General features: G+C 63.6%; 18 protein-coding genes and 1 pseudogene. 5 read left to right on the forward strand and 14 right to left on the reverse strand.

Annotated elements, in window-relative coordinates:
* Positions 1 to 67: 67 nt before the first annotated feature.
* The 6 genes from XpopCFBP1817_RS09370 to XpopCFBP1817_RS09395 form a co-directional block, all read right to left on the reverse strand.
* Entirely contained in the window at positions 68 to 1,540 is a 1,473-nt protein-coding gene (locus tag XpopCFBP1817_RS09370; RefSeq protein ID WP_128416921.1) for an aldehyde dehydrogenase, read from the reverse strand.
* Between the two features lie 82 nt (positions 1,541 to 1,622).
* Positions 1,623 to 2,450, reverse strand: a complete 828-nt coding sequence (locus XpopCFBP1817_RS09375) for a p-hydroxycinnamoyl CoA hydratase/lyase (protein WP_128416922.1) — start codon at positions 2,448 to 2,450, stop codon at positions 1,623 to 1,625.
* A 34-nt stretch (positions 2,451 to 2,484) separates the two neighbouring features.
* Positions 2,485 to 2,958: a MarR family winged helix-turn-helix transcriptional regulator gene (locus XpopCFBP1817_RS09380; RefSeq protein ID WP_128416923.1), complete on the reverse strand. Its 474-nt coding sequence runs from the start codon at positions 2,956 to 2,958 to the stop codon at positions 2,485 to 2,487.
* Positions 2,959 to 3,118: 160 nt separating this feature from the next.
* On the reverse strand, positions 3,119 to 3,514 hold the full coding sequence (locus XpopCFBP1817_RS09385) for an EF-hand domain-containing protein (protein WP_167393887.1): 396 nt from the start codon (positions 3,512 to 3,514) through the stop codon (positions 3,119 to 3,121).
* Between the two features lie 189 nt (positions 3,515 to 3,703).
* Entirely contained in the window at positions 3,704 to 4,426 is a 723-nt protein-coding gene (locus XpopCFBP1817_RS09390) for a hypothetical protein (protein ID WP_128416925.1), read from the reverse strand.
* An 81-nt stretch (positions 4,427 to 4,507) separates the two neighbouring features.
* The gene (locus XpopCFBP1817_RS09395; protein ID WP_128416926.1) at positions 4,508 to 5,410 is read right to left on the reverse strand and encodes an SMP-30/gluconolactonase/LRE family protein; all 903 of its coding nucleotides are present in this window, start codon (positions 5,408 to 5,410) and stop codon (positions 4,508 to 4,510) included.
* Between the two features lie 266 nt (positions 5,411 to 5,676).
* Here XpopCFBP1817_RS09395 and XpopCFBP1817_RS09400 point away from each other — a divergent pair, with 266 nt between their 5' ends.
* Positions 5,677 to 6,786: a Gfo/Idh/MocA family protein gene (locus XpopCFBP1817_RS09400; protein ID WP_128416927.1), complete on the forward strand. Its 1,110-nt coding sequence runs from the start codon at positions 5,677 to 5,679 to the stop codon at positions 6,784 to 6,786.
* Positions 6,787 to 7,091: 305 nt separating this feature from the next.
* On the opposite strand, the gene rlmM is transcribed toward XpopCFBP1817_RS09400, so the two are convergent.
* The 5 genes from rlmM to XpopCFBP1817_RS09435 all read right to left on the reverse strand — a co-directional run bounded on the left by rlmM (position 7,092) and on the right by XpopCFBP1817_RS09435 (position 13,303).
* Positions 7,092 to 8,135: a 23S rRNA (cytidine(2498)-2'-O)-methyltransferase RlmM gene (gene rlmM / locus XpopCFBP1817_RS09405; RefSeq protein WP_128416928.1), complete on the reverse strand. Its 1,044-nt coding sequence runs from the start codon at positions 8,133 to 8,135 to the stop codon at positions 7,092 to 7,094.
* A gap of 36 nt (positions 8,136 to 8,171) precedes the next feature.
* Positions 8,172 to 8,732, reverse strand: a complete 561-nt coding sequence (locus tag XpopCFBP1817_RS09410; protein ID WP_128416929.1) for a nucleoside deaminase — start codon at positions 8,730 to 8,732, stop codon at positions 8,172 to 8,174.
* Complete coding sequence (locus XpopCFBP1817_RS09415; RefSeq protein WP_128416930.1) at positions 8,732 to 9,136, reverse strand: hypothetical protein; 405 nt, start codon at positions 9,134 to 9,136, stop codon at positions 8,732 to 8,734. The genes XpopCFBP1817_RS09410 and XpopCFBP1817_RS09415 overlap by 1 nt, the downstream gene beginning before the upstream one ends.
* A 1,250-nt stretch (positions 9,137 to 10,386) precedes the next feature.
* The gene (locus XpopCFBP1817_RS09430; RefSeq protein WP_128416932.1) at positions 10,387 to 11,316 is read right to left on the reverse strand and encodes a DMT family transporter; all 930 of its coding nucleotides are present in this window, start codon (positions 11,314 to 11,316) and stop codon (positions 10,387 to 10,389) included.
* A 247-nt stretch (positions 11,317 to 11,563) separates the two neighbouring features.
* On the reverse strand, positions 11,564 to 13,303 hold the full coding sequence (locus tag XpopCFBP1817_RS09435) for a glutamine--tRNA ligase/YqeY domain fusion protein (RefSeq protein ID WP_128416933.1): 1,740 nt from the start codon (positions 13,301 to 13,303) through the stop codon (positions 11,564 to 11,566).
* A 258-nt stretch (positions 13,304 to 13,561) separates the two neighbouring features.
* Between XpopCFBP1817_RS09435 and XpopCFBP1817_RS09440 the strand changes: the two are divergent.
* Positions 13,562 to 14,203 (forward strand): annotated as a pseudogene (locus XpopCFBP1817_RS09440) (glutathione S-transferase).
* A 2-nt stretch (positions 14,204 to 14,205) separates the two neighbouring features.
* The gene (locus XpopCFBP1817_RS09445; protein WP_128416934.1) at positions 14,206 to 14,436 is read left to right on the forward strand and encodes a putative signal transducing protein; all 231 of its coding nucleotides are present in this window, start codon (positions 14,206 to 14,208) and stop codon (positions 14,434 to 14,436) included.
* A gap of 427 nt (positions 14,437 to 14,863) precedes the next feature.
* On the opposite strand, the gene XpopCFBP1817_RS09450 is transcribed toward XpopCFBP1817_RS09445, so the two are convergent.
* From XpopCFBP1817_RS09450 to XpopCFBP1817_RS09460, 3 genes are read right to left on the reverse strand one after another with little or no spacing between them, the layout of a single operon-like run.
* Positions 14,864 to 15,328 (reverse strand): response regulator, encoded by a 465-nt coding sequence (locus XpopCFBP1817_RS09450; RefSeq protein ID WP_128416935.1) that lies wholly within the window; start codon positions 15,326 to 15,328, stop codon positions 14,864 to 14,866.
* On the reverse strand, positions 15,325 to 17,235 hold the full coding sequence (locus XpopCFBP1817_RS09455) for an ATP-binding protein (protein ID WP_128416936.1): 1,911 nt from the start codon (positions 17,233 to 17,235) through the stop codon (positions 15,325 to 15,327). The genes XpopCFBP1817_RS09450 and XpopCFBP1817_RS09455 overlap by 4 nt, the downstream gene beginning before the upstream one ends.
* Positions 17,232 to 17,939 carry a helix-turn-helix transcriptional regulator gene (locus XpopCFBP1817_RS09460; RefSeq protein ID WP_128416937.1) on the reverse strand — a complete coding sequence of 236 codons (708 nt, stop codon included), beginning with the start codon at positions 17,937 to 17,939 and terminating at the stop codon, positions 17,232 to 17,234. The genes XpopCFBP1817_RS09455 and XpopCFBP1817_RS09460 overlap by 4 nt, the downstream gene beginning before the upstream one ends.
* Positions 17,940 to 18,064: 125 nt before the next feature.
* Here XpopCFBP1817_RS09460 and XpopCFBP1817_RS09465 point away from each other — a divergent pair, with 125 nt between their 5' ends.
* Both XpopCFBP1817_RS09465 and msrA read left to right on the forward strand, forming a co-directional pair.
* On the forward strand, positions 18,065 to 18,580 hold the full coding sequence (locus XpopCFBP1817_RS09465; protein WP_128416938.1) for an SgcJ/EcaC family oxidoreductase: 516 nt from the start codon (positions 18,065 to 18,067) through the stop codon (positions 18,578 to 18,580).
* Positions 18,581 to 18,662: 82 nt separating this feature from the next.
* Positions 18,663 to 19,313, forward strand: a complete 651-nt coding sequence (gene msrA, locus XpopCFBP1817_RS09470; RefSeq protein ID WP_128416939.1) for a peptide-methionine (S)-S-oxide reductase MsrA — start codon at positions 18,663 to 18,665, stop codon at positions 19,311 to 19,313.
* Positions 19,314 to 19,395 lie beyond the last annotated feature (82 nt).

Genomic DNA, 19,395 nt, shown 5'->3' on the forward strand with positions numbered 1-19,395 from the left:
AGCTGATCATGTCTGTCGTTCTCCGCTGGCAGGGCGTCAAGTCAATGATGGCAGATTGATGGGGTTTTTAGAGGCTCCTGTAAATGGTTCTGGTTTCGAGGAAAGCGTGTAAGCCTTCGATACCGCCTTCGCGGCCGATACCGGAGTTTTTAAAGCCACCGAACGGCATCTCGCTGTCCACCCACATGCCATTGATCGAATGACTACCGCTGCGCACGCGGCGTGCGATGCGATACGCGCGCTCGGGATATTCGCTGTAGACCGTGCCATGCAGGCCGTAATCGCCGGCATTGGTTTTGGCGATCAGATCGGCTTCATCGTGATAATCGATAAAGCTCGCCACCGGGCCGAAGATCTCTTCGCGCGCGATGGTCATGTCCGGTGTCACCTTGGCGAATACCGTTGGCTCGATAAAAAAACCACGCGGTAAGTGGGCCGGGCGGCCGCCGCCCATGATCAGACGCGCGCCCTCGGCGCTGCCTTGTGCGATGTAGGACTGCACGCGCTCGAGCTGGCGGCCAAGCGCCAACGGGCCCATGCCGGTATCGGCGGCGAACGGGTCGCCGAGCTTGAGTGCACTCAAGGCCGCGCAATAGGCCTGCAGGATCTCTTCGCGTCGCTGCGCCGGCACCAGCATGCGGGTGAGTGCGAAGCACACCTGGCCGCTGATCGGCATAGAGTAGGGCACCAGGCTGCGCAGCACCTTGGCGATATCGGCGTCATCGAGCACGATCGCGGCCGACTTGCCGCCTAGCTCCAGTTCGACCCGCGCCAGACGCTCTGCACATGCGATGCTGATCGATCGGCCAGCCTGGGTGGAACCGGTGAAGCTCACCTTGTCCACCTGCGGATGACGGATCAATTGTTTGCCGACCTCGCGACCTGCCGGCAACAGGTTGAACACGCCATCGGGCATACCGGCGGCGCTGATGCATTCGGCCAGGATGTAGGCATCGATCGGCGTTTCCGGCGAATGCTTGGCCACCACCGTGCAACCGGCGGCCAATGCGGCGGCGACCTTGTAACAGAGCAGCACCAGCGGCGCGTTCCATGGCGTGATCGCCGCGACCACGCCCACTGGTTCTTGCAAGACGTGCACGCGGCCACCGTGGGCGCGTGCACGCGGTTCGATGAAGGGATGGGTAGCGACCAGATCGCCGTAGTAGTCGAACAAGCCGGGCGCTTGCTGCGAGGCGCGGCGGCTGAAGCCGATGGTGGCGCCGACCTGACCGGTCCAGGCTTCTGCCAGCTCTGGCATGCGTGCACGCAGGTGTTCGGCAATGCGCTTGAGCACCACCCCGCGTTCGGGCGGCGACAGTTGCGGCCAGGGGCCGGTGTCGAATGCGGCTCGTGCGGTAGCGACTGCCGCATCGGTATCGGCAGACGAGGGTTCGGTGTAACGCAGCAGGCGTTCTTCGGTTTGCGGCGCGATCACATCCACATAGCGATCGCCGGTGCTTGCGCGCCACTGACCATCGATGAACAGGCCCAACGGCCCACGCGCGGCGATCCCGCGCATGGTTGCGGATAAGGCTTCCATACTGCCTCCTCGGTGCGAAAACCGCTGGCAGCGCCAGCGATGCGTGTGCTGCACGCATCGCTTCAGACGCCGTAGAACGTGTCTAGGCGCTGTTTTTGGTGAGGTCGTATTCGCCCAGGCCGGGCTTGTAGCTCTTCTCGTCGATGAACTGACGGATGCCTTCCTTGCGGGCGTTGTTGTCGAACGAATTGGCATCTTCCTGCATGCGCACCAGATAATCTTCGGCTTCGTCGTAAGTCATGGTGCCAACGCGACGCACCGCATCTTTTGCGTACTTCAGCGCGACCGGATTCTTCTTGAGCAGCAACTCTGCCACTTCGCGCGTGCGCGTTTCCAGCTGTTCCAGCGGCACGCTTTCGTTGACCAGGCGCCACTCGGCCGCTTTCTTGCCGTCGACCATTTCGCCGGTCAGCGTCATCCACATCGCATCGCGTATGGACAGCAGTTCCACTGCGACTTTGGTCACGCCGCCGCCTGGCAGAATGCCCCAGTTGATTTCCGACAGGCCAAACTGCGCTTCATCGGCGGCAATCGCCAGATCGCAGGCGAACAGCGGGCCGAAGCCACCACCGAAGCACCAGCCATTGACCATCGCGATGGTGGGCTTCTGATACCACCTCAGGCGACGGAACCAACCGTAGGATTCGCGCTGCGAGCGACGCACGCCACGCAGGCCCTGCGCTTCGGTTTCGCGGAAGTATTCCTTCAGATCCATGCCGGCCGACCAGGCGGTGCCTTCGCCGCCGAGCACCAGCACGCCGACGTTGTCGTCGAATTCCAGCTCGTCCAGCACATCCATCATGCGGCGATTGAGCGCCGGGCTCATCGCATTGCGCTTGTCGGGGCGTGCGAACTTTACCCAGGCAATGCGGTTTTCGATGCGAACCGATACCACGTCATGCTCGTTCAAGCGGCGTCTCCTTGGAGTCGTAATGGTGCGGGGATCAGAGGTCTTCGGTCAGCGCGTTATCTGCCACGCTGGGCCATTCCAGTGCGGCGCTGGCGTTCAATTTGCACAGCAGGCGCAGCAGTGTTTGGCGCTCGGCGGCCTGCAGATCGCTGCAGGTACGCTCGACCGCGCGCGCCAGGCAGGCCTGTGCCATGCCAAGCGTGCGTTCGCCCGATGGCGTGAGGTAAAGGCCCTTGCTGCGCCGATCGCGACCGGCCAGGCGTTCGATCAGGCCTTGCTCGGCCAGCACGTTGGCGATCTTCATGCCGGCGGCGCGATTGACCAGCAGGCGGTTACCGAGTTCGGTCTGGTCGCAACCGGGCTGGTCGCGGATATGGATCAACGCGGTAACGCGCGCCGGGGTGAGGTGCAGCTCGGCCAGCTCCTGACGCGCAGCATGGCTGGACGCCAATGCGGCCAGTTGCAGTTGGTAGCCAAGGTCTGCGACAAGTGCCAGGCGAGCGGTCATCGATCCATCCAGATTGTATCCGTGAAATACAATCTGGCCGACCAAAGCGGGCGCTGCAAGATGCAAATGCAACGACAGACGAATGCAACGACAGACGACGCGCAGTGCGCGCCTGCGTAGTGCCGACACACACGCTCGTTGTCGGATGCTTCGGGTTTACTTACTGGATCAACCAGCCGGCGAGTTGTTCGCGGGTCAGTTGGCCGCTGTGGCGCGTGTCGAGCGCATCGAATTCATCGGCAAGCGCGGGGTTAGCCTGCGCTTCGGCGCGGCTGATGCTGCCGTCACCATCGCTATCCATGGCCTGAAAATCGATACGGTAGCTGCCGATCACGCTGCTGGGTTGGATCGAACGCACGATCACGCTGGATTCGCCGCGCGGGCGCTCCAACTGAGCCTGGTGGGCGACTTCGCCGCTGGACAGCGGTTGTGTGCGAATGACGTTGGGTACATCGATCATCGGCATGCTGCTGGCGGGTGTTGGCGTTTGTTGCGCGAAAGCCGTGCTGCCGAGCAGCAGTAACACGGAGAACGAGGCAGTACGAATGGCGGTCATCAGATCCCCCTGATGTGGAGCAGACGGCGAGCATAGAGCGTGTCAGGCACGTTGGGGTACATACAACGCGCGCTCGGCGTATCGCGACAGCGTCTGCGCTTTGCCCGGGCAAGCCGCAAGGGCAACGCGATACATGGGGCATCGGCGCACCACAGGAGATTGCACGTTGACGCCTGCCTGTTCCACCGCTCAGCCCGGAATGAACGGAAACACGATTTTCAACAAGCCCGTCAAGCCGCCCTCGGCAGTGCTGGCCACGGCCTTGGCACCGAGGCTGTTGAGCGCGCGGCGCACGTCTTCCCAACGCAGTTGCGCGATGTCCTTCTTCAGCAGATCCGAGACTTCTTCAGCGGTAGGCGTCAGTTTTTGCAGTTCGCGCACGGTGGCCTGTGGATCCGGCTGCAGATAGCCCCAACGTTCGGCGATCTTCAACAGCGTGTCGAAGCGCACTGCGACCACTTCGCGATTGCGCTCGTACACCGGCAGCGCGCCGACATCGAGAATGGCCTGCTCGAATTGCTGCGCGTCGTCCGGGTGTTCGATGCGCACCACCAGAAACCCTTCCTTGCGGCTGCGTTCGCTGACGTGCTTGGCACCGGAGCGCAGATTGTCTTCGGTGAGCACGTTGGCAACGATGCGCTGTATCGCTGCGTCGCCTTCTTCGGGCACCAGCGAGCGCCAGCGCGCATAGCCTTCGCGGCGCAGTGCCTTGACCTTGGCCGAGGTCACCCGCAGGTGCAGCGCGACCAGCGTATTTGAGCTGTTGCGCGAGATGGCGCCATCGCGTTCGAGCAGCACGAAGATCAGCAATTCCAGATCGCGCTTGGTCAGTGACTGGAAACCCTGCAGCAGGGTCAGGCGCAGAAATTCGTTGCCAAACGCGGCTGCGTTCTTGAGTTCGATCGGTTGCATGGGGAGTCCTCCACAGGTGACCTGCAGGATGCCAGGACGCTGTTGCGCGGCCTGAGAACCAATGCGACGCGCGCAGCAGTTTCAGCGTCCGGTTTCGCGCCCTGGGTGATCGGATCTGAACGTTTCAATTGCGCCGCGATCCTGCAAGGTGACAAACACCTGCTTGCCATCTTTGCCACCGAACGCGACGTTGCTGGCCTTGCGTCCTTTCAGTGCGACCGTGCGCAGCAATTTTCCCCGTGGCGAGACCACCGCAATCTGCCCGGCATCGTAGCGGCCGATGTAGAGATTGCCGTCGGCATCGCAGCGCATGCCGTCCATACCGAAGTCGGGGAATTCGATCAGCAGGCGTTTGTTGCGCAGGCCGCCGCCGACGCGGTCGTATACCCATACCTTGCGCGACATGCTTTCGTTGACGTAGAGATGCTTGCCGTCGGGGCTGACGTCCAGCCCGTTGGGCGTGGTCATGCCGGCCTCCAGTAATTGGACCACGCCATCGCGACTGACGTGCCACAAGCGCCCGCTGTTGTCTTTCCAGTTCGGGTCGCTTGCATAGAAGCTGCCATCGGGCGCGAGCGCCAGATCGTTGGGGCCATCGGCGTCGGGCAGCGAGGCGAAGGTGCTCACTGCGCGCGTTTGCATGTTCACTCGCAAAATCTTGTGGCCGGTGTCATCGGCCACATACATCACGCCTTGGCGAAAGCGGATGCCATTGCCGGTGCTGCCTTCGGGCAAGGTCACAAAGACTTCGGCTTTTGCGCTGCCATCGGCGTGCAAGCTGATGCGCCAGATGGTGCCGTCTTTGCCCAAATTTACCGCGTAGATCGCACCATCCGGTCCTGCCGCAGGACCTTCGGCATTGTGGGTGAAGGCACCATCGCCGATCAGGTCGCGTGCAACGAATGGCGCATCGGTCGCGATCGCCAGCGAGCTGGACAACAGCAACGCCACTGGCAGGAAACGCAGGCGGTCAACAGCGATCATACGGCAGGCTCCAGAGTGGATCTTTCGCAGTGTGCCAGAACGTGCGCAGCGATCATGGCGGTGATCACGCACGATCAAGTAAGGTGCCCGGGCAGCATTGGCCGACGAGCGACCAACAGCACCACTGCGCCCATCTTCGGGCGGGTGCGATGGGTCCTTGGTGCGGCATGTACCCACTGACACTGCGGTTTGAGTCGTCGTCGCAAGCACCTGACGACTGCCCGCAATGGTGTGTCAGCCGCTCTCATCTTGCGAAGGAGGTTTGCATGTCTGTGGAATCGATCACACGGCGCCGCTTGCTCGCTGCCTTTGGCAGTGCAGGCATTCTGCTTGCAGCACCTGGCTGGGTATTGCCGAAGAAAAAGCCTGGAAAACCGCTCAATGTGGCGTTGGCCGGTCTGGGCAGCTATGCCAGCGAGCAGCTCGCGCCGGGCCTGGCCTTGACCAAGCATTGCAAGCTGGTCGGCATCGTCACCGGCACACCGTCGAAGATTCCGCAGTGGCAAGCCAAGTACGGCATTGCCGAGCGCAACGTCTACAACTACGAAAACTTCGATCGCATTGCGGACAACGACGAGATCGATGTGGTGTATATCGTCACGCCCACGCATCTACATGCGCCGCTGACCTTGCGCGCGGCTGCGGCCGGCAAGCATGTTTGGTGCGAAAAGCCGATGGCGCTGCATGCCAGCGAATGCGAGGCGATGATCAATGCCTGCAAACGCAACAAGGTGGCGCTGACGATCGGCTACCGCATGCAGCACGAGACCAATACGCGTGGTTTGATTGCGATGGCCAGCGAGAAGCCGTTCGGCGCCATGCAGCGCGTGCGTGCCGAGGCCGGTTACAACGGCTATCGCGATGCAACCAAGGCCGATCGTCCGTGGCGATTGCGTTCGCAATTCGGCGGCGGCGCGATGTACGACATGGGCGTGTATTCGCTCAATGCTGCGCGCTACACGGTGGGCACCGAACCGCTGGCAGTAACCGCCAAACGCTGGACCGATCGTCCCGAGCTGTTCGACGAAGTCGACGAGCATATGGACTTCACCCTGGAATTCCCCAATGCAGTACGCGTCGAGTGCAAGACCAGCTTCGGGAAAAATATGAATGTGCTAGGCGCCGAATGCGAGCGCGGTTGGTACGAGTTGTCGCCGTTCCAGAGCTATCAGGGCGTGACCGGCAAGGCCAGCGACGGGCGCGTATTCGACGCCAAGGTGCCGCACCAGCAGGCACTACAGATGGATGAAGACGCGCTGGCGATCATCAACGGCACCCCGCTGCGTGTTCCCGGCGAAGAAGGCCTGCGCGACATCCGCATCGTTGATGCGATCTACCGCTCGGCACGTGAGGGCAGCAAGCGGGTCGTGCTGTGAGCGTGGCCCGCTCCGGCAATCAGCGGAGCGAGGCGGCCTTAGCTGAGAGAACAGGCTGGCTCAAACCAGCTTGCCGCCACCAAGAACGAAGAGGCCTTCAGATACGAAGAGGCCTTGCAATCCAGATGTAGAGCAGATGCCGTGCTCATGCCGCTGCTGCGAACCGGGCGCCTGCTCAGGCAGGCTTGATGTTCCCCTCGGCGTGGTGGCATGCACATCAGCAGGCTCCAGCGCGCCAGCAACCACATGGTTGCCGCCGCCAGTCCCCCCGCTTCTTCGATTGCGCACTCCCGATTCCCCAACCCTCACTCGCGGATTGCCAGCACCGTGATCTCTTCGCGATCGTGATACAGCTGCTTGGCGCGCACCATCAGCGATTTCTCAGACTGCTGCTCGAACAGGTCCAGGCACAGGCGCGTTTCATCCCAACGCTTTTTCATCGGCAATTTGAGGTTGAAGATGGTGTTGCGGCACCAGCCTTCGCGAATCCAGGTGGCCATGCGTTCGGCCACGCGGCGCGGTTGTTCGACCATGTCGCAGACCATCCAGTCCAGCGGTTGCGCAGGCTTCCAATGAAACCCGTCGGCGCGCAGATGCTCGACCAACCCGGTGTCCAATACATGCTCGCGTAGCGGGCCGTTGTCGACGCTGGTGACATGCACGTGCTGGCGGGTGAGCACCCAGGTCCAGCCGCCGGGTGCCGCGCCCAGATCGGCCGCGCGCATGCCGGGCTTGACCAGCGCTTCGCGTTCTTCCGGTGTGAGCAGGGTGAGCAGCGCTTCGTCGAGCTTGAGCGCCGAGCGCGATGGCGCCTCCGGCAATAACTTCAAACGTGGAATGCCCAGCGGCCACGGTGCGCTGTCGGCGCTGTCGGCCACTGCCAGCAAGGCGTGGTCGCCATCGAGAAAGCAGATATGCAGGCGTGCCTGGCGCGGCTGCGGTTTGTCGGTGAGCAGGCCAGCCTTGCGCAAGGCCGGGCGTAGCGCATTGCCGAAGCTGCGTGCCAGCCCTGCCAACGGCTTGCCCGCATCCGAATCCGGGTGCTCTACCCACAGATCGCCGAAGCGCTGTTGCCCTTCTAACGCGGCAAGAATCGGCGTGATGCGGTCCTTGGGATCGATGCCTTTCAGTTCGGCAATCACCACCAGCTTCTGCCGCGCGAAGATCAACTCGCGGCAGTGCAGCTTTGCAGCCAGCTGTGCGGCTTCATCGCAGACAAACAGCACATAGCCATCGTTGCGCTGCGTGCGCGCATAGCCGGCAATACCGACGAATGCGGCGCGCGCGCTCAATTCTGCAGCCAGCTCAGGTTCGAAGCCCTGGCGGCAATAACACAGCAGTCCGCTCATCGCAGTGCCTGGCGTGCGTGATCAATGCGTGCGAGATCAATAATGGTCACCGCCGCCCTCGCCATAGTCGCGCAGCACCGCACACGCCTGCTCACGCTGCACGTCCCGCACCACCTCGATGCCGCGGCGGGTAAGCTCGCCCACCCAATCGGCAGGCAGCGGGCCTTCGTCGAATTCGGTCAGTGCCATCACGTCTTCGGCGCGTGCGCCAATCAGCAGGCGGTCGATACCTGCCCACACCGTGGCGCCGTAGCACTGGCAGCACGGCTGCGCGGACGTGGCCAGCGTCACCGGCGACAGCACATCGTTCAGGCGTGGCGTCTGCAGGCGCTGCTGCGCGAGCATGTAGGCCATGTTTTCAGCATGCGCCAGCGAGGTGGTCTGCGCCACCACGCGGTTCACCGCCGCGGCAATGATGCGGTGATCCGGGCCGAACACCACCGCACCAAACGGGCCGCCGCTGCGCTCCTGCACGTTCATCCGCGACAGCTCGATCGCCAGCGCCACCTTGTCGGCGTCGCTGGGATAGGCGCGGCTGTCCTCGACATGCGCGTGAATCCAGCCGGGCAGCGTGAGGCGCACGTGCGCGTAAAGCATCAGTGGACCATGTCTGTAGAGGGGGGAACGGGGCGCAGTGTATCGGCCTGCGCGTGCTTTGCGGCACATTGGCCAGCCACGCACTGGCAGGCGCTGATCTCGCGGAAGCCGCACACGCTCATCATGCCGCGGGCTTGGCACTGCGCCATCACGCCCTTGGGGTCGGTTGCACTGTTGACGTTGACGCAGGCGGGGAATGCGCCGCAGCAATTGCCGACGTTCTTCACCGTGCAATCGGCGTCGGTGCGACAGTTGGTGGGGACGGTGATCGGTTTGCCGGTTGCTGTGCCGGTCGCCGGAGGCGGCGTGGCCGCATCGGTCCGGAGGGGGGCCACACAGCCGATCGCCACAAGACAAGCCATCAACAACAGGCTGCTCAGACACCAGGACAAAGGACGGGACATGCGGCTGCTCCGATCAGGACATGTGAGCTGCCATGGTAAGCCCCTGATGTGCGGAGTGTGGCGAGACGTGGGGCAGTTACCACCGTTTCGTCTGGATCTAGACGCTCTGGACCAGGCTACTGGTGATGAAGCGATTGGAGAAGGCTGTTAGATCGGTTTTAGAGCGGCTGATCTGCGGCTTGGTTGCACAGTCCTTGCCCGCCCACCATCGCGGGACAGCCCGCACGTACGTCCGTGTAGGCGCTTATGCGGCATCCATGCCGCATAAGGTCCCGCGACGGTGGTCGGACAATGACCAGTCGCGATGGTCGGTTTGCATGGTTCTTAACAAAGCAACGGCAGACTTTCTGGTGCGATGTCATCACCGCTTGCGGGACCCTGCGGCATGGATGCCGCCACGGCGCCTTCTCTGTTAGGAATCTGGCAGTTTGGGGGGGCGAGAGCCGGCGTTGGCCACCGTTGGAGCATGGATCTGAACGATCGCCTTGGAGCTTGATGCCCACGCCGGATGCGCCCTTGATCCGGCCGAACAGGTGCCCGAGGTGACACGCGACACGAGAAGACTGGGCAAGCGAGGGAGCTCTGGACATGTCCAGCCTGGCGGAGATTGCCTATGAGCGGAATCGGGATCGATGCGTGCAACAACTCCCTGGACGTCACGGTTTTTCAAGGCGAGACCGGTCAGTTCACCAACCCCTCAGGCGGCCACCAGAAGCGTGTAGATTGGCTGGGTACGCTGTCGGTGCGGCAGGTGGTGCTGGAGGCGACAGGGGGGCGACGAGCTGGAAGCGCGAAATGCCTTGCAGCACGCCGAACTGGCGGTGGCGCGCGCCAATGCGCAAAGAGACTGCAGGGCAACGTGAACCAGCTTCTGCGCAGTGTGGCGCGGCTGGATAAACGGATCGCCGGGCAGCTGAAGACGCTGCTCATCAAGCAACCGCACGTGGCCGCGGTGAAGACGCTCAACGGGGAAGGCAAGGCCGCCATCGTGGCGGTGATGCGCAAGATGCGGGTCATCCTCCATGCGCGCGTGCGCGCTGAAAGAGCCGCCATGCGTCCAGCCTGGGCGCACTCGGCGGCCATCATCCTACGCAAAAGCGTGCCGGCCAACGGCCGGCACCTAGCCGATGGACGGGCNCCCTGATCAACACCGTTGCTGCATGGATGGATGCACGGCGTGTCCTGCGGGCGGTGAGGGCATCGCGCACTCGACCATGCTTCAGGCAGAAAACGCACGCCAGCTGTTTGCGTCATTTGGCTTCCGCATGCAGCGCTGCGCACCACAACACCCCGACCAGCAGACAGGCGATGGCGGCCAGCTCCAGCGGCGTGGGCAGGCGCATTTCCCAGGCAAAGCCGTACAGCAGCGCGAACACGGTTTCGAACACGATCATCTGGCCGACCAGGGTCAGTGGTAGTACGCGGCTGGCTCGATTCCACAAGGCGTTGCCGATCACCGATGCCAGGATGCCCAGCAACAACGAAATGCCCCAGAAACTTGCCCATTCGATCGGTGCGTGCGCCGCGCTGCCGATCAGAGCGGCCGGTGCCAGCAACAGCGCCAGTGCGCCGGTGACCACGCCGGTCAGTAGCGACCAATCGACGCCGGACAGGTCCGGGCGCTGCCGCAGCCAGCGCGCATTGGCGATCGAATAGGCCGACCACGACGCCAATGCACCGAACGCGCAGAGCAGGCCGGCGATGGGGGTGGCGCGATCGCTGGCGTGCTGGCCGGAATCGTGTTGCAACGTCTCGAGTGCGACCAGCGCCACGCCAATGACGCACAACACGCACGGCGCAGCCAGGCGTCGCAATTGCACCGCGCCCGCGGCATGCGTGCCGATCACGGTGACCACCACCGGCAACAGGCCGATGATCAGCGCGGTCGCCGCGCTGCCGGCCCACTGCACCGCGCTGCCGAGCAGGACGTAATAGATCAGATTGCCCAGCAAGCCCAGTCGCGCCAGCGCCCACCACTCGGCGCGACCCAACCGCGCAGCGGTCTGGCGCGCGCGCGGCGCCAGCACCAAGGCCGCCACTGCGCCATACGACAGATAGCGTGCCACGGTCAATTGCAACGGCGTAAACGCCGCCAATAATTGCGGCGCCAGAAACACCAATCCCCACAGCGCACCTGCACCGATCCCGCAGGCGACGCCTACTATCAAGCGCTCACGCATGCCGCTTCTCCGTTATGCCGCGCAGAAAGCTGCAAAGCGCGACATATCGACTTGCCATGTCTTCTGTCATTTCGCGCGGGAAGATCGCTGCTTGATCCTGGCATTGCGATGTACGCATAAACGACGCAGCATGTTGCTGATCAACGCGCCAACACCAGCGCGCTGTGCATCACCGCGCCATGCATCACAGCGGCCGTTCAACAGCCGCTGCCGCACCGGATGATCGCCGTCTGGTGCGCATGCTGACTCACTTGGCCCAGGTGTCGCGCAAGGTCACGCTGCGATTGAATACCGGCGTGGCGGTGCGATGGTCGCGACGGTCGGCAACGAAATAACCGGTACGCTCGAACTGAAACGCTTGTTCGGGCGCAGCCAGCGCGGCGCTCGGCTCCACATACCCGCGCACGCTGCGCTTGGACTCGGGGTTGAGATAGTCGCGGTAGGTCTTGCCTTCGGATTCGTCATCGGGCTTTTCCACCGAAAACAAGCGGTCGTACAAGCGGATTTCCGCCTCCACCGCATGCGCGGCGCTGACCCAATGGATGGTGCCCTTGATCTTGCGATTGGCGCCTTCCATGCCCGGACGCGATTCCGGATCCAGCCAGCCACGCAACTCGACAATCTCGCCGGCCTCGTTCTTGATCACCTCGTCCACGCGCGCAATGCCGGCACCGCGCAGGCGTACTTCGCCGCCAGGCACCAGACGCTTCCACCCCTTGGGCGGCACTTCGGCAAAATCTTCGCGCTGGATCCACAGCTCACGCGAGAACGGCACCTCGCGCGTGCCGAAGCTTTCGTCCTTGGGATGATTGGAAAAATTCAGCGTTTCGCTATGCCCTTCCGGCAGGTTGCTCAGCACCATCTTGATCGGATCGATCACCGCCATGCGGCGTGCGGCAGCCGCGTCCAGATCTTCGCGCAGGCAGCCTTCCAGCACCGAGAAATCGATCAGCGAATTCTGTTTGCTGATGCCGACCCGGTCCACGAACAAACGTATCGCCGCTGGCGTATAACCGCGACGACGCAGGCCCTGCAGTGTGTACATGCGCGGGTCGTCCCAGCCATCCACCAGCTGTTCTTCCACCAGTGCGGTGAGCTTGCGCTTGCTCATCACTGTGTAGTTGATGTTGAGGCGCGAGAACTCGATCTGGCGCGGCCTGGCTGCCTGGCGCGGCAGGCCTTTATCCAGCAGCGGCTGCAGCAGTTCCGGATGCGCGGCCAGGTCCATCTTGTCCACGCACCAGTCGTAGAGCGGGCGATGGTCTTCGAATTCCAGCGTGCACAGCGAATGGGTGATGCCTTCCACCGCATCGCCCAGCGAATGCGCGAAGTCGTACATCGGGTAGATCGGCCACGTATTGCCGGTGTTTTGATGCTCGACGTGCTTGATGCGGTACAGCGCCGGGTCGCGCAGGTTGATGTTGCCGCTGCTCATGTCGATCTTCGCGCGCAGCGTGCGCGCGCCATCGGGGAATTCGCCGGCCCGCATGCGCCGGAACAGCTCAAGGTTTTCGTCGGCACTGCGCTGGCGGAACGGCGAATTGCGGCCGGGCTCGGTCAGCGTGCCGCGATACTCGCGCACCTGCTCGGCGGACAGATCGCAGACGAAGGCATGACCGTCGCGGATCAGTTTTTCCGCGGCCAGGTAATACACCTCGAAATAGTCCGATGCATGGCGCAGCTGCGCCCATTCGAAGCCCAGCCAGCGCACGTCGTCCTGGATGGCGACCACGAACTCGGGGTCTTCCCTGGCCGGGTTGGTGTCGTCCAGGCGCAGGTTGCACAGCCCGCCGAACTCGGCCGCCAGGCCGAAATCCAGGCAGATCGCCTTGGCGTGGCCAATGTGCAGATAGCCGTTGGGCTCGGGCGGGAAGCGGGTGCGGATGACCGTGTGCTTGCCGCTGGCCAGATCCTCGCGGACGATCTGGCGGATGAAGTCTTTCTTCTCCGCCGGGGCGGTGGCATCGGTGGCTAGGGTCTCGGACATGCGCGCATCAGCAATAGGTAGACCACAAGTTTAGGCGGTGGCACCGGTTTAGGGGTAGGACGCGTGTGGGTGGCCGGACATTTGGCGCCTGCGCGCGTTGCTCATGCGGGCAAGCGCCTTGCTGGCGGGCGTCCTGCACGGGTTTGCTGCATGTTGGCTCCACTGATGTCCAAGCCGCAGCGGCAGACAACACAACGGGCTGGCCGGCATCGCCGCTGACGCGTACGCTGCGCCGATCAGTCGGAGTACCCCCCACGTATGCCATTGCCCCGCCTGGTGATCGGCGACGAGACCCTATCCTCCTGGTCGCTGCGCCCGTGGCTGCTGCTGCGGCACTTCCAAGTGCTGTTCGAGGAAATCGCGCTGCCGCTGGATACGCCCGAATTTCAGGCCCGCATCGCCGGATATTCGCCGACCCGGCAGGTGCCGGTGCTATGGGACGGCGCCCTGCATGTCTGAGATTCGCTGGCGATCTGCGACTACGTCAACGAGCGCTGGTTCGCTGGGCGCGGCTGGCCGGCCGACCTGTCCGTGCCGGCGCAGGCACGCGTCGCCGCGGTGCAAATGCATTCCGGCTTTGCCGCCTTGCGTACCCAATTGCCGATGGATCTGGCCCGCGCGCCTGGCCCCGCGCACTGGGATGAAGCCGCCGAGCGCGACATCACCCGCATCCAGGCGCTGTGTGCCAGCCTGCGCGCCGAGCACAGCCATGCCTGGCAGTTCCTGTGCGGTGACTTCGGCGTTGTCGATGCGATGTTTACACCGGTCGCGCTGCGCTTTGCCAGCGACGGGGTACCGCTTTTTGAAGCCGCTGGCGATTCTCTGGCTGCACTGGACGCCTTGCCGACAGTGCGCGAGTGGAAGCAGGGCGCCGAGCGCGAACGTCTGGGGCGTCACTGACCATGCAGATCGCTTATCGCGCCAGTCATATCATCGACGCGCACCTGGCCAAGCATGCGCTGGAAGATGCGGGAATCACCGCGTTCGTCTTCGGCGAATCGCTGTTGGGCGGTGCCGGCGAACTGCCGACGTTCGGCGTGCTGCAGGTCTGCGTGGCCGACCTGCACCTGAGTCAGGCGCAGGCGGTGCTGGCTCAGATCGGGTTGTGCGGCGAGGTCACGCGGGCGGTGTGATATTCATGGCGGCAATCGGCACGTAGCGAGCGGTCGAGCAGTCGTTTGTTAGCTACTCTTTCGAGTCGTGGTGTGTCATAGGTGCAGTCAAATGTCTAGGTCAAGAGCCTAGGTGGTCGAGGGCGCGATGCCCTCACCGCTCGCGGGACACGCCGTGAATCCGTCCGTGGAGGCTCGGTGGCGGCATCCATGCCGCCACACGGTCCCGCAATCGGTGAGGACACCGCGCCAGAGAGTCTGCTGGTTGCTTTGTTGAAAACCATGCGCACCGACACTCTCGACTGGTCCTTGCCCGGCCAGCGTCGCGGAACCTTACGCGGCATGGATGCCGCGTAAGAGCCTACAAGGATGGACTTGCGGCGTGTCCCGCGATGGTGGCCGGGCAAGGGCCTTGCAGCCAAGCCGCAGAACATCCGCTCTAAAAAACCTAACTCTGCTGACGCCACCCCGGCGGCGCCGCATCAGGCGCTGCCAAGGCGCGCAGTCGCTTGAACAGCACGGTGGTTTCGGCCACGTTCCAGACCCGTAGCGCAACCTCGAAGGTGTCCAGCGGTTTGGTGAGAAAGTCCTTGGCGCCCAGGCCCAATGCACGGTGGCGCGCGCTGCGGCTGGGGTCGGCGGTGAGCACGATCACCGGCAAAAAATGGGCGGGGTCCGATAGCCGCGCCAGTTGCTCCAGCAGCGCGTAGCCATCCAGCTCGGGCATTTTCAGATCCAGCAGGATCAGGTCCGGCGCAAACGCCGACACCAGCCCCATTACTCGCAGCGGGTCGGTGGTGGCGATCACCTGTTGAAAGCCTTCGCGCTGCAACAGGTCTTCGAGCAGCCGCACATTGGCTGGCTCGTCGTCGACGATGAGGATGCGGGAACCCAGGATTTCGTCGCGTGTCATGCCAGCAGCCTGTCGATCACAGTGAAGAATTCCGCCACGTCGAGCGGTTTGGTCAGATACGCGCGCACGCCCTGATGACCCACACGCGCCAACGTGGCAGTGGTGGCATCGGCACTGATCACCACCACCGGTAGATCCGCAGTGGCCGGCTGGGTCTGCAACTCGCGCAGCAATTCTTCGCCGTTGCCGTCGCTCAGGTGCAGATCCAGCAAAATCAGATCCGGCATGCCGTGCGCCAGTAGCTCGCGCGCCTGCGCCAGGCTGGCCGCTTCGAGCAGCTGCCATTCCGGGCGACGTTCGCTGAGCGTGCGGATCAAGGCTTGGTTGGACGGGTTGTCTTCGATGCTCAGCAGCCGGCACACGCCGCTGCCGGCATTGCTCGGCGGCAGGATGGTGCGCGCCGGCTCGCTGCGTTGCGGGTCGCCCTGCGGTAGTGCGATCCAGAAGCGTGCGCCATCGCGGCTGCTGTCCACACCGATGTGCCCGCCCATCGCTTCGATCAGCCGCTTGCTCAGCGCCAGCCCCAGACCGGTGCCTTCCACCGCCGAGCGCTCTGCGCCCAGCCGCTCGAACGGCGTGAACAGGCGTTCGATCTGCGCCGGCGTCAGCCCCGCTCCCTGGTCTGCAACGGTGATGCGCACCTGCTCGCCATCTGGCTGCGCGCTCACCTGCACTTGGCCGCCAGTGCGATTGAACTTGACCGCGTTCGACAACAGATTGAGCAGCACCTGACGCAGCCGCTGCGCATCGGCGCGCACCGTCCACGGTCCGTCGATGGCGGCCGGTTGCAGCGTGATTCCGTACTTGTCCGCGTCTGGCGCGATCAGGCCCAGGGCTTCGTGAACGGCGGCACGCACCGAGATCGGCTCCGGGCTGAGGTCCAGCTGATCGGCCTCGATACGCGCGATGTCCAGCAACTCGGTGATCAGCCCTAGCAGATGCCGGCCGGCATCCAGAATGTGCTGCAAATGACGGCGATGCCCGGGCTCGGGCAGATCCATTTCCAGCACCTGCGCGTAGCCCAGGATCGCATTGAGCGGCGTGCGTAATTCGTGGCTGCTGCGCGAGAGGAATTCGGTCTTTGCGCGGTTTGCGGTTTCCGCCTCGCGACGTGCCAATTGCGCTTCGGCCGCACGTGCGGCGAGCAGTTCGCTGGCTTGCGCCAGGCGCTGGCCAACCTGGCCCAACTCATCGCCGGCACGCGGCTGCGGTGCCAGCGGCAAGCCTTCACCCAGCCGATCTGCGTTAGCCGCCAAGGTGCGCAGGCGCCCGGAGAGCGCCGAGGCGAACCACGCCACCGCGAATACCGCGCCCAAGCCACCAAGCATTGCCGCGCTCAAGGTAATGATGAGATTGCGCTGGCGCAATCCTTGCGCCTTGGCGGTACGCACCTGCAATTGCGCGGTTTCGTAGTTGCGCAGTTCGCGCAATTCGGCACGCAGGATGTCGAGCTTGTACTTGCCGTCCCAGAGCTGGCGGATCTCTTCTTCACGGCTCAGATCCGGTGCAAGCAAACGGCGCCACCCCTGCATTTTTTCGGCAAATAACGGCTTGATGCGCGCAAACCGCTGTGCCTGCCCCGGGTCGGTGATGCGTTGCGACAGCCGCTCGGCCACCCGTTGCAAACGCGGTTCGGCATCGCGATACGGGGTGAGGAATTCATCGCGGCGCACCAGTCGATAACCGCGCACGCCGGCTGCGGCTTCGGCCAGCAGCGAGTGCGCTTCGTATAGATCGCTCAGCACTTCCAGCGTCTGCCGCACGTCGTTTTCGGCGGCGATGTTCTGCCGCTCCACGCTGTAGATCGCCATCAGTGCGACCGCCAGCAACAGCAGCGGCAAGGTCACCACCGCCAGACTTTTGCGGGTGATCGGCCAATCGTTCCAACGCACCGCCAAAGCATTCATAGCGCGAGTCCGGCATGGACCGCGTACACCGCAGCCTGGGTGCGATCTTTTACCTCAAGTTTCTGCAGGATTCGCTCCACATGCACTTTTACCGTGCCGGGAGAAATCCCCAGTTCAGCTGCGAGCGTGGCGTTGGTGAGCCCGCGCGGGAGCAGCGACAGCACCTGTTTCTCGCGTTTGCTCAGCGCGCCGAGGCGATCGTCCTGCATCGGTTTGCGCCGGCGTGTGGTCAGGGGTTTGGCCGGCTCGGCCACCATTGCCGGCAGCAACAGCGCGAAGGCCTGCAGCGCTTGCACATCGTCGTTGCCGGGAGCGGGGCGGCTGTCGTTCCAGGCCACGCACAGCATGCCGTGGGTGCTGCCCAGCGCATGGACCGGTACCTTGGCTTCGCGCATATTGGCCGGGCGCGGCGGCATCAACCAGGTCGCCTCATGGCTGTCGCCGGCAGCACTGGCGCCGGGCGGCAGCGCGCGGCCGCGGCTGGCGAGCACCTGCGCGCGCGGACCGCGTTGCGCCAGCACCGCGCCATGTTCCAGCCCCAGCAACAGCAACACGCGCCCCAGCACCGCATCGCAGGCCTGCTCCTGGGTCTGTGCCTGACGCAGCGCCACAGCGGTCTCCCGCAGCGCGTGCCAACGTGCGCTATCGGCGGCGTCGCGCCGTAGCGCAAGGCGCCAATCGCCAGCATTGGTGTGGGTTTCCATGTCCTGCCTCTAGGCCGATCAGCCTATTTGAGTATAGGCTGATCGGCAGAATTTTCGCGGTCGCTCGATTTCGATACTGAGCTCGCCCAATGAGCTACCCCCATCAACTACACGGAGATTCCCCCATGCGTCCCACCCTCTTCTCTCTGGTTTTGGCTCTGGCTGCCTCCCCGGCGCTGGCTGGCGGCGTGATGCACTACACCGACAAGGCCAAGCTGCAGGCCGGCGGCGAAGAGCGCGAAGTCGCTGCGCTGTTCGACACCTGGAATGCGGCGCTGGCCACCGGTAACCCGCACAAGGTGGCCGATCTGTACGCACCGGACGGGGTGCTGCTGCCGACCGTCTCCAACGAAGTGCGCGCCTCGCGGGCGCAGATCGAAAAGTACTTCGAGATGTTCCTGACCAAGAAGCCGCAGGGCGTCGTCAACTACCGCACCGTGCGCGTGCTCGATGAAGACAGCGCAGTGGATGCCGGCGTCTACACCTTCACCCTGACCGACAAGGACGGCAAGAAGAGCAAGGTGCAGGCGCGTTACACCTTCGTGTACGAAAAGCGCGACGACAAGTGGCTGATAATCAATCACCACAGCTCGGCGATGCCGGAAGTGGACACCGCCACCGCCTCGTTGACCAAGAAGTAATGGTGCATTCGCCGTCGCGGCTTGAAAGCTGCGACGGCAGGCGCCATCCAGCAGGCAATCCTCACGATTGCGGAGTTGCACCATGCTGGGAATCGGCGCCTTCAAACAACGCATGCCACGTCCAGGCGAAGCGTTACCAGGACGCGAGCAAGCGCTGCCGCTGCACAACACGCACCTGATCAACGGTCATCCGTTGCGCGGGGAGTTCACTGGCCTGTCCCAAGTGCAATTCGGGCTTGGCTGCTTCTGGGGCGCAGAACGCAAGTTCTGGGACGTGCCAGGGGTGTACAGCACGGCAGTGGGTTACGCCGGCGGCGAAACACCGAATGCGACTTATGCCGAAGTGTGTTCCGGACAGACTGGCCACACCGAGGCGGTGTTGGTGGTCTATGACGCACTGTCGGTGTCGTTTGCGCAATTTCTGCGCACGTTCTGGGAAAGCCACGACCCCACCCAGGGCATGCAACAAGGCAACGACGTGGGCACGCAATACCGCTCGTCGATCTATTGCACGACACAGGAGCAATACGACGCTGCGCTTGCCAGCCGCGATGCGTACCAGCAACAACTGGACGCAGCCGGGTATGGCGCAATCACCACGGAGATCCGTTTCCCGGCGCCCACGTTCTATTACGCCGAAGACGATCACCAGCAATATCTCGCCAAGCATCCCAATGGGTATTGCGGGCTTGGCGGAACGGGAGTGAGCTGCCCGATCGGGCTGGATGCCTGACGGAAAGGCGGGCCGGATTGAGCGCTGTCATCCACCTCGTGGTGACGTGCCGATGGCCAATAGTGATCGGCAGCGTTATCAC

It is taken from the genome of Xanthomonas populi (assembly GCF_002940065.1).
GTDB classification, from domain to species: domain Bacteria; phylum Pseudomonadota; class Gammaproteobacteria; order Xanthomonadales; family Xanthomonadaceae; genus Xanthomonas; species Xanthomonas populi.